The 13,848-nt window shown below is 40.3% G+C and carries 16 protein-coding genes; all 16 read right to left on the reverse strand.

Features of this window, described 5'->3' with window-relative positions:
- Positions 1-86: 86 nt before the first annotated feature.
- The gene (locus A5295_RS02670) at positions 87-692 is read right to left on the reverse strand and encodes a MerR family transcriptional regulator (protein WP_033888435.1); all 606 of its coding nucleotides are present in this window, start codon (positions 690-692) and stop codon (positions 87-89) included.
- Positions 670-1,110, reverse strand: a complete 441-nt coding sequence (locus A5295_RS02675; RefSeq protein ID WP_004108920.1) for an FHA domain-containing protein — start codon at positions 1,108-1,110, stop codon at positions 670-672. The genes A5295_RS02670 and A5295_RS02675 overlap by 23 nt, the downstream gene beginning before the upstream one ends.
- An 18-nt stretch (positions 1,111-1,128) precedes the next feature.
- Positions 1,129-1,965, reverse strand: coding sequence for a DUF881 domain-containing protein (locus A5295_RS02680; protein WP_082915458.1), 837 nt, complete (start codon positions 1,963-1,965; stop codon positions 1,129-1,131).
- A gap of 3 nt (positions 1,966-1,968) precedes the next feature.
- Positions 1,969-2,301, reverse strand: coding sequence for a small basic family protein (locus tag A5295_RS02685; RefSeq protein ID WP_004106615.1), 333 nt, complete (start codon positions 2,299-2,301; stop codon positions 1,969-1,971).
- 2 nt (positions 2,302-2,303) lie between these two features.
- Positions 2,304-3,353, reverse strand: a complete 1,050-nt coding sequence (locus A5295_RS02690; protein WP_081378935.1) for a DUF881 domain-containing protein — start codon at positions 3,351-3,353, stop codon at positions 2,304-2,306.
- A 15-nt stretch (positions 3,354-3,368) separates the two neighbouring features.
- Positions 3,369-3,977: a CDP-alcohol phosphatidyltransferase family protein gene (locus A5295_RS02695; protein ID WP_064621630.1), complete on the reverse strand. Its 609-nt coding sequence runs from the start codon at positions 3,975-3,977 to the stop codon at positions 3,369-3,371.
- A gap of 123 nt (positions 3,978-4,100) precedes the next feature.
- Positions 4,101-4,766, reverse strand: a complete 666-nt coding sequence (rpe, locus tag A5295_RS02700) for a ribulose-phosphate 3-epimerase (protein ID WP_004108916.1) — start codon at positions 4,764-4,766, stop codon at positions 4,101-4,103.
- A 79-nt stretch (positions 4,767-4,845) separates the two neighbouring features.
- Positions 4,846-5,763, reverse strand: coding sequence for a prolipoprotein diacylglyceryl transferase (lgt, locus tag A5295_RS02705; protein WP_064621631.1), 918 nt, complete (start codon positions 5,761-5,763; stop codon positions 4,846-4,848).
- Between the two features lie 42 nt (positions 5,764-5,805).
- The gene (locus tag A5295_RS02710) at positions 5,806-6,837 is read right to left on the reverse strand and encodes a phosphatidate cytidylyltransferase (protein WP_082915460.1); all 1,032 of its coding nucleotides are present in this window, start codon (positions 6,835-6,837) and stop codon (positions 5,806-5,808) included.
- A 33-nt stretch (positions 6,838-6,870) separates the two neighbouring features.
- Complete coding sequence (frr, locus tag A5295_RS02715; RefSeq protein ID WP_004106603.1) at positions 6,871-7,425, reverse strand: ribosome recycling factor; 555 nt, start codon at positions 7,423-7,425, stop codon at positions 6,871-6,873.
- A gap of 19 nt (positions 7,426-7,444) precedes the next feature.
- The gene (gene pyrH, locus A5295_RS02720) at positions 7,445-8,194 is read right to left on the reverse strand and encodes a UMP kinase (protein WP_004108906.1); all 750 of its coding nucleotides are present in this window, start codon (positions 8,192-8,194) and stop codon (positions 7,445-7,447) included.
- A gap of 174 nt (positions 8,195-8,368) precedes the next feature.
- A complete protein-coding gene (gene tsf / locus A5295_RS02725; RefSeq protein WP_064621632.1) occupies positions 8,369-9,220 on the reverse strand; it encodes a translation elongation factor Ts in 852 nt (283 codons plus the stop codon).
- A 100-nt stretch (positions 9,221-9,320) separates the two neighbouring features.
- The gene (rpsB, locus tag A5295_RS02730; protein WP_004574276.1) at positions 9,321-10,139 is read right to left on the reverse strand and encodes a 30S ribosomal protein S2; all 819 of its coding nucleotides are present in this window, start codon (positions 10,137-10,139) and stop codon (positions 9,321-9,323) included.
- 309 nt (positions 10,140-10,448) lie between these two features.
- Complete coding sequence (locus A5295_RS02735) at positions 10,449-10,937, reverse strand: peptide deformylase (RefSeq protein ID WP_064621633.1); 489 nt, start codon at positions 10,935-10,937, stop codon at positions 10,449-10,451.
- A gap of 63 nt (positions 10,938-11,000) precedes the next feature.
- On the reverse strand, positions 11,001-13,040 hold the full coding sequence (locus A5295_RS02740) for a long-chain fatty acid--CoA ligase (protein ID WP_033888437.1): 2,040 nt from the start codon (positions 13,038-13,040) through the stop codon (positions 11,001-11,003).
- A gap of 286 nt (positions 13,041-13,326) precedes the next feature.
- On the reverse strand, positions 13,327-13,848 hold a 522-nt coding region (locus A5295_RS06335), incomplete at its 5' end, for a hypothetical protein (protein WP_064621637.1).

Genomic DNA, 13,848 nt, shown 5'->3' on the forward strand with positions numbered 1-13,848 from the left:
GACAGCAAGTAAATGTACTATACAAAAACAATGATACTGAAGCAAACCAGCAAATAACAGCGATAATAACAACTACGAACATGCCATTATCCCCACGTTTCCTGAACAAGACTCCATGAGTTTGAAGATGTATGAGAAGTAGGTTTTGAATAAGATTTGTGAGTAGACTTACTACTTTTTTCTTCAACTTGCGTAGCATCAACAGAATTTTCAGAAGATAAGTCCTCTTCCACTCTAGAAACAATGCGACCAACAGCAATAGCAAATACTGCTAAACCAGAAGCAAGCATACGACGCATATTATCTTGATTCTCATCGCACTCTTGAACAGATTGACCATCACAAATAATAGTCATACTTCTCAAACGTTCTTCTGAGTATCGATTAAGAAAAATAATAGCCGTAGTAACATTAACTAAATTAACACCAGCATCAAGCAGCCTTTTAGCTACAGCCATAATCGCAATATCTTTAAAAGAATACAAACGACGAGAACCAGAACCGCTAGATGCATGAATTGAAGGCTCTATAATGCTTTTACGAGCCCAATAATCGAGTTGCCGGTAAGTAATACCGGCAACCTTCATAGCGACACTACCACGGTATCCTGAAGCGTGATCAGCAGACAAGGAAAAGTTAAAAAGCTCCCCCTGTACTGCATTAATCACATTATCGGACTGTGACTGCGTCATGTGCGAAAAATACCAGTCTGAATTTGCCAATCATAATTTCATCGCCATTATGCAGCACTGATTCATCAACACGTTCACGATTTACATACGTACCGTTTAGGCTTCCAGAATCTGAAATGCTAAACACGCCATTATGACGCTTAAACACTGCATGCGCACGCGAAACGGTAGAATCGTCTAACAAAATATCAGCATGCGAATCACGTCCAACTGTTACTAAATCTTCATCGAGAAGATAGCGAGAACCAGACACTGCTCCCCTAGTTGAAATCAACAACGCAGTACCAGGAAGTAATTTCGCTATAGTATCAAAATCATCCTGCTGCATAGGACGATCTGAAGTTGTATTCATTGGAATATGAATAGCTGGCATACCAATAATAGTGGTTTCGCCAGCTGTAGGAATCGGTTCAGTCATACTTGCTATTCTACCTTGTTACTCGACTGGTTTTGCATATTCGTACTGTTTTGGTTCGCGTGTCGAAGTAATTTCTACTTCATCAGGCACTGAAACCATTACAGAAGAACCAAATTTAATTTTTAAACGCGACCCAACACCGCCTGCAATATTAACAGCATTTTGCAAATTCTGAGGGTCACCAATTGCTTTCACAATATAAGGAGAATCAATTATAATATTGTCGCATATAAGACCATGTTTAGTTTGCGAAATATAGCTTGAAGTAACTATTCTTACATCGTTAATAGACATAACTTCTACGCCAGCATTTCGCAATTCCTCTATTAGCTGAAACATCGTAGCGGCATCAATATTCTCTTTTTCACCTGCAGTAATGTGAACTACAATACCTTTACCTACTGCCGGCAGACGTCCAGAAATAAGACCATTTGCTTGAGCATTCTGCTGAGCAATACGACGAGCTTCATCTTGTTTATCTACTGCTTCACGCAACGAATTAAGCTGACCTGTTAATTCACTTTTTCGGCTTTCCAAACTCTGAATTTGAGAATGAGTTTCTGTAATAAGACGAGTCAATTCTTCTTCGCTCATTGTTTCATACAAAAGTGAGTTGCTACGATTAACTTGAATCATGTACGCAAAACCTAATAAAGCGCAGAGCAACATCATTAAAAAGCCCGTAAATATACGCGCTCGAGTAACGTGACCGCTTAGTGAAGATTTTACTTTACGATGAACTGCTGGGAAAGATCCAGTTTGAGTTTCATCACTTTCACGATCATGCGATTTTTGACGACGCATTTTATGAAGAATATCATCATCTTGTGGAGAATGAGAAAACATTGAAACCATATGCTAACTCCTGAAGATGAAACGACGAATTGCAGAAACGTTAGAGAAAATACGAATTCCTAAAACAACGATAACTGCAGTTTGTAATTGCGCACCTACGCCAAGCTGATTTCCAAGCAAAACAAGCAACGTAGCTGCTATAACGTTTGAGAAGAATGAAATAACAAAAACTTTATCCGAAAAGTTTCTTTCAAAATATGCACGTGCAGCACCAAGCAACGCATCTAGTGCTGCAACGACCATAATAGGTAAATAAGGTTGAATGACAATCGGAATATCTGGATGAACAACAACTCCAATTAATACTCCCAAAATTAATCCAAAAATCGCTGCCATGCTTATCTCCTAATTCTCTCATTGGCAAAACTAATATCGCCTGTGTTTGCTGCACTGAGTCGTATAACTCTCGAAGGTGAAACCTGTGGATTAATGCCTGCATTAACTAAAGATGCGTACCATTTCATGCGTTTCATATCATTACATTGTTTAATTAAATCATCAGAATCGCCAATAACTTCAATAACATATGGACTTTGAGTTTGATTAACTCCAATAAGAATAGTTTGACCAGCAACACGAATAGAAGTTTGCGCTCCAAGTCTATGCCCGTTAACAGAAATAGCTTCAGCACCTGCTTCCCACAATAATGACACAAATTGTTGAATATCACGATCTGTAACTAATCGCATTCTTGCGCCATTACTTTCGCGAGGTAAAGAACCGCTATTCACATCGCTCGAAGCAGAAATAGGATTAGCAATAGTCAAAGTAATCCCAGAACCTTCTACAGCATGAGTGCCATTAACCATATCATCTGATTTACTAACTTCATCCTCTTCAGGCGTAGTAATTTTTTGCGACTCATGATCTACGTTATTTCTCAATGACGTTACTTCTTCTACAAGCTTATCGAAACGAGACGTATAGCCAGACAACTCATTAGCTAATGAAGAACGTATTGCTTTTCTAGGATCAGTGTGCAATTTGCGAACAAACTGGCTCCCAACAGTACCAATAGAAACACACAATAAAAATACTATAGCTCTAGTGAACCACAGATTAAACGGTTTAACAGGTTGTTTACTTAATCTTGCATCCATAAACATTGGATCAACTGGACGATTAGTTAAATCATCAATAAGACGCAAAGCATAATCGTCAATATAACGTCTACGATCATGATTGTGAGCAAAACCACTGGAAGACATTACAACATGATGCGTTGAAATACCAGTAAATGAGTGCGAAAATAATGCCCTACGCCTAGTCAGCGACATCCCATCAGGAGCAGCAAAAGACATTGGCATAGTGCTTTTATGAGACGTATGTTTTACATCTAAATCTTTGATACTATCTTTTAAACTAACAAATTCATCTTGCTTAGTCATATGTGCGTACACGCCTTATTTAGTTTTTGTTGACTTAGCAAGTAACAAATAAGCTTGCATATAGTAAAGCAGACCAGCATACCAATATAGAGCAATACCCCACACTCCACATGCAAGTGCAGCAGCATAAAGTACGAGCATAGACTCAGTAGGTACAGCATAAACAATCATTAAAGAAACAATTGAAAGCATAAGAAGTGCTGTGCCAGCTTTACCTACAAAGTTAACAGGCAAAGGACCATAATCTCTTTGCGCAAGTACTATTACAAGTACAGCCATAATAGCATCACGCAATACTACTAATAAAAGTGCCCACCAAGGGATAATCATTGCAACAGCTAAAGCTAACGTACTGCAAAAAATTAATAGACGATCAGCTATAGGATCAAGAATTTGACCCAACTTACTAACTTGATTCAAAGTACGAGCAATATAACCATCAAGACAATCAGAAAACGCAGATATTGCTAAAACAATAAGAGCAAAAGTCATCTGTTGCTGTGTAATAAGCCAAGCAATATAGGGAATTGAACATATGCGCAAAAAACTGATTAGATTAGGTATTGTCAAAACTCGATTCATTGCTTCAGGACTATATTCCTGATTAATAACGAACTTAGTCATAATATCTTCCTCATACGAAATCACACAATTAATCAGCATATATTCGCATCAAAAAAACTCGCTTGTTGCGCAATACTTAATATGTTGGGGACATATTTCATGTCCCCAACATACATCTAATATTTATTCACGCCAAGCAGCTTTTGCAGTATTGCGAATAGCTTCAATCGCTTCTTTAGGACTTTCTGCTCCATAAACTGCAGAACCTGCAACAAGCACATCAGCACCAGCTTCAGCAACTATTGCTGCAGTTGAAGGGCTAACTCCTCCATCAACCTGAATATGAGTATTGAGACCACGACGAGTAATTTCGTCACGTAAACGGCGAACCTTATTCATTTGATTAGCTAAGAACTTCTGTCCACCGAAACCAGGCTCAACAGTCATAATAAGAACCATATCGAATTCATCAAGAATATCGAAAATAGGTTCAACTGGTTCCGCAGGGCGCACAGCAAAGCAAGCTTTACAACCCATATCGCGAAGCTGACGAGCTAATCTCACTGGAGCATGAGTAGCACCCATATGAAAACTCACAGAAGCAGCTCCAAGTCTAGCATATTCTGGAGCCCAACGATCTGGATCCTCAATCATCAAATGTACGTCAACTGGAAGTTTAGTAACCTCACAAATTCGCTTAACAATTGGTTCACCCAAAGTCAAGTTAGGTACAAAGTGATGATCCATTACATCGACATGAACAAGATCCGCATTAGATATTGCATCGAGGTCACGCTCAAGATTGCAAAAATCTGCGGAAAGAATGCTAGGTGCTATTTGTATATTCATGTGTACTATTCTAGAAAATGCAAGCGACTAGTTTTATAAAAACAAGATTTTTAAAATTGCTTTTTCAAATACTTGAATCTTACTTACTAGAAGTGTTCTGAGACTCACGTTCTCTTTCGTCTGAAGTTATATCTATAAGTCGTTCAACAAGAGACTCACGAGTACTAGTACTCTTTTGCAGCAAAGCAAAAACAATAGTTGCACAAATGAATACGATAATAGAAACCCAAACATTAATGCGCACACCTAAGAAAACATGTGAAAAATCAATTCGCAATGCCTCAATCCACACGCGTCCAATTGTGTACCACATAACATAAAGTGCGAATACGGAACCGGCTTTTAACTTCTTAGCTATAACTTTGCCAAAATAAATAAGCAATGCAGCACCGATGAAATTCCAAATCATCTCATATAAAAATGTTGGATGAAATAATGTGCCTTCTGGGCACGTTAACCCATCATAACATCTTTCACTATGACCTATTGCTTGAGTGGTATCATAATTTAACTTCAAACCCCACGGCAAGTTAGTAGGAGCTCCGTAAAGTTCTTGATTAAACCAATTCCCCAATCTTCCTATACCTTGAGCAATAAGCACAGCAGGAGCTGCACAATCAGCTAGTAATTCAATAGGATATTTACGATACTTGCATAATACACAAGCAGCCAATGCGCCTAAGAATATACCGCCCCAAATTCCTAGACCACCATTCCAAATTCTAAAAATTTCTAAAAAATCACCATTAGAGCCAAAAAACTTTTCTGGAGTTGTAATAACGTGATACAAACGCGCGCCAATTATTCCAGCAGGAAGACTGACTAAAACAAGATCAAGTATCTGGTTAAAATCTCCTCCAAGACGCTTCCATCGACGCGTAGTAATCCACATTGCAATCAAAATACCGGCAAGAATACTAAGAGCGTAAAACTTTATGTTTACAAAGCCAAGAGAAAATTGCGAAATACTTGGCGACGGAATAAAACAGACTGTCATGGCGTCGATATTAGTCTAAGCCCACGATTGCGACAGATAAATTCAGAAATGAGCAAGTTGCAAAAGCACAAGCAGCACAGGACCGCACAGCAAAATAGAATCTACTCGGTCAAGAACACCACCATGACCTTTTAGCAAATGTCCCATGTCTTTAATACCAATATCTCTTTTAAGCATAGAAGCACACAAGTCACCGAATGTGCCAATAATTCCAGAAGAAATACCCATGACTAATGGCATCCACCAGAAATTGAACCAAGAGGAACCATAAAAACCTGCAATAATTGCATATGCTCCTATAATTGCAAAAAGCATTGAGCCTATTAAGCCTTCTACAGACTTCTTAGGAGAGATTCGCGGAGAAAGCTTATGTTTGCCCAACCATGCACCAGCAAATAATCCGCCAGTGTCACTTAATGCAGGTAAAAATACCAAAAGCATAGCGTGAGCAACTGCGTATTTTGTATTTGTAAGAGCTAATACGATGCAAGAAGCTAAAAGTGGAATGTACAACACCACGAATAGCGAAACAGACGTATTCGTAAATAAAGTATGTTCGTATGATGAGCGGTTAGAACCATCGAGCTTTTTTTCTACAGCTTGCATCGTTCTATCTGAAATAGTACTGCTAAGAGTCGCACAAATTACTGTAAGAAGCAAAGATGCAGTAATTCCACTAGCCATAGCAACAGCATGCCATTTTGCATAGTATGTTGCAAAAATAGTTACAAGCGAACATATTGATAACGTCACGAAAGGAATACGCAAACCGAGAGTTGCAAAATCAACATGTAATTCCCACAATGCCAGAACCATAAAAATGGCCATAAGCACGATAAAGACATCAATGCTAATAATTAAGCAAGAAACAATTGCAACAACTAGTATTGCGGCGGTAGCAATTGCCTGAGGCATATTCCTACCTGTGCGACGATTAATATCACTTAAAGTTTCATGGGTGCCGTGTGTAGCAGTATCTGCTTTGTCAGAAGACAATCCTACTTCTGATGCAGTTTTTTCAGCATTTGCTTTACTGACTTCATTGACAAAATTATGCTGTTTTATTTGACTCATACGGCACCCATTCAGTTTGAAACTACAAAAATCTCAGACTTCCATAATTTCTTTTTGCTTACCTTCAAGCAAAACGTCTAAAGAATCAGTAACTTGCTTAGTTACTTTATCAAGCTCTTTTTGTAAACGATCGCCTTCATCTTCGCCAAGTTCACCATCTTTAACAGACTTGTCAATAGATTCCTTAGCTTTGCGACGAATATTGCGAACTGCAACTTTGCCTTCTTCTGCTTTATTCTTAGCAAGCTTGACGTATTCCTTGCGACGTTCTTCCGTGAGCTCTGGCATAGTAACACGAATAACATTGCCATCACGATTAGGGCTTACACCTAAATCAGAATCGCGAATAGCCTTTTCAACAGCATTCGCTTGAGAAGCGTCAAAAGGCGTAACTGAAAGGGTTCTAGGCTCTGGAACACCAATAGATGCAACAGCTTTAATTGGAGTTGGAGCACCATAATAATCAACCATAATTCCGTTTAGCAAAGCAGGATTAGCACGACCGGTGCGAATACCCATAAAATTCTCTTTAGTAGCTTCAACAGACTTATTCATCTGTTCACGGGCTTGATCAATTATTGCTGACATGTGTTCTCCTTTATAATATTTAAGCAAATGTTGGCTCTGCATTAGACACTAATGTGCCAATAGATTCTCCAACAAGAGCACTAGTTACGTTACCTTCGCCCTCAAGACCAAACACACGAATTTTTTGATTATTATCGCGAGCCATAGAAAGCGCAGACGCATCCATAACAGCTAAACCATCAACGATAGCGCGCTTGTAGTTTAATGTTAGGAACTTACGAGCAGTAGAATCTTTACGAGGATCAGCACTATATACGCCATCCACACCATTCTTGCCCATAAGAACTTCATCGCAATGAATTTCCAATGAACGTTGAATAGAAACAGTATCAGTAGAAAAATATGGCATTCCGGCACCAGCACCAAAAATAACCACACGACCCTTTTCAAGGTGACGAATTGCTTTCAACGGAATATAAGGTTCTGCAACCTGACCCATTGTAATAGCAGTTTGTACGCGAGTTGCTTGCCCTGCTTGCTCAAGAAAATCCTGAAGAGCCAAGCAGTTCATTACAGTGCCCAACATACCCATATAATCACCACGGCTACGATCAATACCTGCTTGCTGCAGTTCTGCTCCCCTAAAGAAGTTACCGCCGCCGACAACAATAGCAACCTGAACGCCTTGATTCACTGCAGCTACTATTTCGCCAGCAATCCTACGAATAACATGAGTATCAATACCAACAGCGCCACCACCGAATGCTTCTCCAGAAAGCTTTAATAAAACCCTACGGGACTTTCCTTCATCCGTTTGTGCAATAGCCATACAGATTCCTCCAGTCATAACGGCGAATGAGGTATATCTTTGTCAGTTTATCTATCAATAACGACACTCAAAACGCACGTTAAGCTGGACAATGAATATAAAAATGGGTTGCGCACAACTTGTGCACGCAACCCTATATACAAGAACAAAAATAAATTCTTATATAATTAGTGCTTATTCAGTAGCACCTTTGCCAACCTCAACGCGAGCAAAGGCAAGAGCGGTGCCGCCAACTTCCTTGAACAAGTCACCAACGCTCTTGGATGGATCCTTAACGTATGCCTGCTCGAGAAGTACAGTTTCCTTGAAGAAGGCGTTCATACGTCCTTCAACAATCTTTGGAACAATCTTCTCTGGCTTGCCTTCAGCTAAGGACTTCTCGGTTGCAACGCGACGCTCAGATTCCAAAACTTCTTCTGGAACATCTTCACGGCGAAGCCACTGCGCACCCATAGCGGAAATCTGCAAAGCAGCTTCGTGAGCAACCTTTGCACCAGCTTCGTCAGTAGCAATCATGGAAACGATGCTTGGAGGCAATTCCACAGACTTCTTGTGAGCGTAAATCTCAACGTGTGGACCGCTTACCTTAGCAACCTGACCAACCTTGACATGCTCGCCGAACAAAGCTGCTGCTTCTTCAACAGATTCCTTAACAGTTGCACCATCAGCTGGGGCTGCAAGTACTTCTTCAGCAGTAGAAGCATTAGCTTCGACAGCATGGTCAAGAACAGTGTTTGAGAATTCCACAAACTTTGGTGTCTTTGCCACAAAGTCAGTTTCAGAATTCAACTCAACTGCGTAACCAGTTTCGCCTTCAGCAGACTTAACAACCTTAGAAGCGATGGTACCTTCCTGAGCCTTACGACCTTCACGCTTACCAGCTGCCTGAATACCCTTAGCACGGATGATTTCCTTAGCGCGGGCAACGTCGCCTTCAGCTTCAGTAAGAGCCTTTTTAACGTCCATCATGCCGGCGCCAGTTTCTTCGCGCACCTGCTTAATCAACGCTGCAGTAATTGCTGCCATTTTGTTCTCCTCGTATCAATATGATTCTTAAAAGCTGCAAAAAGCAAAATCAATTGGATTTTGCAGCTTCTAAATAAGAATCTGGTTGCAAATTAGCTTATCAGGCGTTTGCCTCAGTATTTTCTTCCTTGGCAGGCTTAGCTTCAGCTTCGCCTTCCTTGGTGAGCAATTCCTTCTCCCAAGCTGCCATTGGCTGAGCATCATTACCTTCAGACTTAGCGCCCTTACCGGCATGCTCAAGCAAACCTTCAGCTACAGCATCAGCCATCAAGCTAGTCAATAACTCAATGCCACGAATAGCATCGTCGTTAGCAGGAATTGGATACTCAACAGACTCAGGATCAGTGTTGGTATCAACAATTGCCACAACTGGAATACCAAGCTTATGGGCTTCTTCAACAGCCAAAGCTTCCTTGTTAATATCAACAACGAACATGGCGGATGGAGTGCGGTTCATGTTGCGAATACCACCGAGCTGCTTGGAAAGCTTGTCCTTCTCGCGCTCGAGAAGCAAAAGTTCCTTCTTAGTCAAGCCGGATCCACGAACATCGCTGAAGTCCATTTCCTCAAGTTCCTTCAAGCGCTTTACGCGAGTAGAAACAGTCTGGAAATTGGTCAACATACCGCCAAGCCAACGCTCGCAAACATAAGGCATGTTTACGCGAGTTGCCTGATTCTGTACAGCTTCCTGAGCCTGCTTCTTAGTGCCCACGAAGAGAACAGTGCCGTTGTGAGCAACAGTCTGCTTGATGAAGTCATAAGCCTTGTCGATCATGTCGAGAGACTTGAACAAATTGATGATATGAATACCATTGCGCTGGGTAAGAATGAACTGCTTCATCTTTGGGTTCCAGCGACGAGTCTGATGACCGAAGTGCAAACCAGCCTTCAGCATTTCGCTCATGGTAATCTGTGCCATATCTATATACCTTTCTTGTCGGTTATTTCCTGGCCATGTCTGTTCGCATGCAACTTGGCTGACACATGCCTAAATCCAAGCCGACCGACACGAACGGACGCGTACATGGCGCGTATTTGCGAATCCGTGTAGACAATAAAAAGCGAGCAATCATATAACGCGGCAATACTCATGCTCAAAATGGACACGCAGAGAGTGATTATATCAGATACTCAATACCAAAAATCGGCATCCTTGTAGCAATAAAAGCAACAAAAATGCCGATAACTTTTAAAAAATTATTTACACATAACGCATAAAAACTAAAACTTAGCTACGCATATTATTGCGCAACTCACGCAACGCTTGACGGCGCACATCCTTTTCAAGCCTATCTAAATAAATATGACCATCTAAATGATCACACTCATGCTGAATCATTCTAGCCATAAGACCTTCACCTTCAAGCACTACAGTCTTACCATCTAAATCAATTCCACAAGCTCTAGCATAATTTGCACGCCTAGTTTTGTACCATAATCCCGGAACAGAAAGGCAACCCTCGTCGTCGTACTGTTCACCTTTTAGCTCTTCAATTACGGGATTTAAAATATAGCCGATTCGACCATTTATATTGTAAGAAAAAGCTCTAAAACTTACACCAATCTGATTAGCAGACAATCCAGCTCTACCTGGGTCATTTACCGTTTCCAATAAATCATCAACTAAATGTTTCACAGCTGGCGTAATTTCACGAATCTCATCACAAGGAGTTCGCAATACGGGATCCGGAACAATACGAATTTTTCTAATAGACACTCGATTACTCTTTCTTTTATGTAAGTAGGAATAACGAAAAACAACTACAAATATGTAAGCTTTTTACTCGACATGTTCATTATGATCACTATGCGATGTCGAAGAGGAATCTGATGAAGATTCTTCACCAAAACGCTTCAAATGATTCGCAGCTTGATCGATAGCTTGACGTACTCGAGGAGTTACAGCTTCCTGAGCTTGCTTAACAGTCTCCTGTGCTTGCTTAACAGTCTCAGTAGTTTTATCGAGAATCTTTACAGTTGCTGGCAAAGGACGAGTATTAGGCTTTGGAGCATACAATTGCGTTTCGATAATATCAGCATAGCGAGCAAGAATCTTCGGACGAACAATCTTCATACTTGGAGTCAAGGTTCCAGCATCTTGAGTAAATTCATCTTGCAAAATAACAAACTTACGAACAGACTCAGCGCGAGAAACAGTACTATTAGCTTGGTCAATAAATTGCTGAATTACTGAACGCACTGCTTCGTTAGTAGCAATCTCACTCATAGTAAGGTTAACATCCATACCCTTATTCTTTAGCCAAGAACGAACCATATCTGAATCAAGCTCAATTAAAGCAGAAACGAATGGCTTACCATCGCCCACTACTACAGCATGAGAAACTAATGGGCATTGAGCAATAATACCTTCCATAGGAGCAGGACTTATATTCTTGCCACCGGCAGTAATAATAATATCTTTTTTGCGACCAGTAATAGACAAGAATCCTTCATCATCTATTGAGCCAAGATCGCCTGAATGCAACCATCCATCTTCGTCAATAACTTCTGCAGTAAGCTCAGGCTTATTGAAATATCCCATAAATACGTTAGGACCTTTAATAAGCACTTCATCGTCGTCAGCAAGACGGATAGCTATACCAGGACCAGGTCGACCTACAGATCCAACTTGATTTGCATGCTCAAAATTAACTACACAAGGAGCGGCAGTTTCAGTCATTCCATAGCCTTGAATAAAAGTAATGCCATCAAGACCATTAAAGAAATGAGCTAAATCAGCATCCATTGGAGCTCCACCGCAGGCCAACCATGAAAGATTAGGGCCTAAAGCTGAGCGAATAGACGAGCCAACTGTTTTCATATACATCGCATGATTCATGCGTGCAGCAAGAGAATGAGTTTTACCTTCAACATTGTCGCGAGACCATTGAATGAAATGTTTTACAGCTTTAGCAAAGATACGACCCTTTATACCAGCACCAGCTTTTTGTGAGGCAGCATTATAAACTTTTTCAAAAACTCTAGGCACGCCGAGTAAATACGTAGGCTTAAAACTACGCAAATCAGCCAAAAGATGCTTAGCATTAGGCACATATCCAATAACACCGTGAGCACCAATAGCAACATATTGAATGTACCGAGCAAAACAATGCGCCAATGGAAGGAATAAAAGCAAACGATTTGGCTTGCATAGCATATCGTTAAGAACATCATAACCAGCAAAAACAATATGCGTAAAATTACGATTTGAAAGCATTGCGCCTTTAGGTCTACCAGTCGAACCAGAAGTGTAAACAATAGTAGCTAAATCATCTGCCTTAACAGCATCAACAGCTTTATTAAGCTCATCATCAGTAGTAGATTTACCAAAATCAACAACGGCTTCCAAGCCGCCAGCTTTGAAATTAAATACGGTTTTCAAAGTTATATGTTTATGATCCTGACGAACACGCTCTAAGCATTGAGCATGCGCATCGTCTCCAGCAAAAGCAATAACTGGCTTAACTTCATCGATAATGTCAGCTGCCTGCAATGCTGAATCTGTTTCATAAATAGGAATGCTTACAGCACCAATACATGCACAAGCAAAATCGACAACACCCCACTCATAGCATGTAGCAGAGTAAATAACAACTTTGGAGCCATGCTGAACTCCGAGCGCTATTAAGCCTCGAGCTACTGCACGAACTTTCGCGAGCATTTCAGATGAAGTAACATCATGCCAACGACGAGTTTCATCGTCTTGCCATTGAGCAACCAAGTCTTGTGGGCTACGCATAGCACGATTGGCGAGTAAGGAATAAATGGTATCACCGTCTTGAGTTGGGTGAATGGCTTCTACAGCAAATTCTCGGAGCATATTATTTATTGTACTTGATAACAGAATCGACACGACTGCATGAAGTACAAAAAATAATACTTAATATTGTCATTTACRAACAAACACTGAAAAAACTTAGATTCTACAAATCATACAAGTTAGAATGTTTAATCTTACAAAAGTGAACCCCTTTATTGCTAAAAATTGTTGAAAAATCAGCAAATCAAGCAATAAGGGGCTCATATTTATTTGAATATATGTACATAAGTCTTCAAACGCATTATCATAGATGTCTTATTTCAGCTACCTACTATAAGCGACGATTTTATCCTAGATCTGCATACGTGCAAATCCAACGATTATTTTTCAATTCCAAAGATAACGACGCCCAGTATTTCACAGGTCCTGCACAAATGCGCACAACACCTTCAAAATGATTCGGGCTGACTAACATTCCATTAAACAAACTCGGAACTGCAGGAAAACTACGCACAGCAGAGCGAGTTTCCGAATCGTTATTATCAGTGAAATACTCATCCATCAGTTTCCACATGTTAGTTAATTTAGTAATACAACTTTTTGTTAGAAGCTGCGACATTGCTGGAGAAATAGGCCTACCTCTCGAAATATCTGCAGCTATACAAGCAATTTGACAAGTTTTTAAAGCTAAATTAACAAAAGCCTGCTCATCTCTACTGTCGAAATAACACATTCCAACATGGTATTTCAAGCATTCACGAGAAAAACCAACACTAACTTCACCCTCATATACAGGCAAGCTAATACGAGGTCTACAGAAAACATGTGGAGGATCCTCGTCATTGTTTTTCTTAGTCTTGGAGGACTT

Source organism: Gardnerella sp. 26-12 (assembly GCF_001660745.1).
In the GTDB taxonomy this organism is placed as follows: Bacteria; Actinomycetota; Actinomycetes; order Actinomycetales; family Bifidobacteriaceae; genus Bifidobacterium; species Bifidobacterium swidsinskii.